This is a genomic window from Priestia sp. P5_B4, assembly GCF_056400385.1.
On sequence record NZ_JBFULJ010001330.1, the window covers coordinates 1 to 738 of the forward strand.

Genomic DNA, 738 nt, shown 5'->3' on the forward strand with positions numbered 1-738 from the left:
TTTGTGAGCGGGGCTTTTTTTGTAAGAAAAGCATATTTTCACCTTTTTTTAAAAAAAGCTTTTCTCTTTTCACCGTTTTTTCACTTTTCTTTTRTATACTGTTCTTGTCAAARCAATTTCATCATTTTTCATARATGTMCCCTATTTGCACCCGCTTCTTGGAAGCGGGACTTTTTTTGTTTCCATACAAAAAAGCTTAACCCGGAGGTTAAGCTTTTTTCGCCTGCTTGCGAAGAACAAGCATCATAATTGTAATGACAGTAAACGCAATAAACGCTAAAAAAGGAATGGTGATAAATCCAAGCCAGTTAATATATTGACCTGAGCAAGGAACACCACTTGTACACGTTTCAAATGCTTTAAGAGCCGGTATCTTCTGCAGGCAATAATGATAGCCTGAAAGCGCCATACCAATCACTGAAAACGGCAGGACGTATTTGTAGATGAACGTATCATTCCGATACACGGCTACACCTAGCACAATCGCGAGCGGATACATTAAAATTCGCTGATACCAGCAAAGTTCACACGGAATAAAGTGAAGAACTTCACTAAACGTCAAGCTTCCAAGCATCGCGATAAGCGCTGTAATCCACCCGAAGACCAAAGACTTGTTCATTATTTGTTCTCCTTAGCCGCATCTTTGACCATTTGATCAAAGTCATCGATTGTTTTTCCTTCGAATTTTTTGCCGCCTACATAAATGGTTGGTGTACCTGTGATGCCTAAGTTATTGGC

1 protein-coding gene is annotated in these 738 nt (G+C 39.2%); it reads right to left on the reverse strand.

Features of this window, described 5'->3' with window-relative positions:
- Positions 1 to 208: 208 nt before the first annotated feature.
- Complete coding sequence (locus tag AC1DRF_RS30785) at positions 209 to 619, reverse strand: disulfide oxidoreductase (protein ID WP_043981422.1); 411 nt, start codon at positions 617 to 619, stop codon at positions 209 to 211.
- Positions 620 to 738 lie beyond the last annotated feature (119 nt).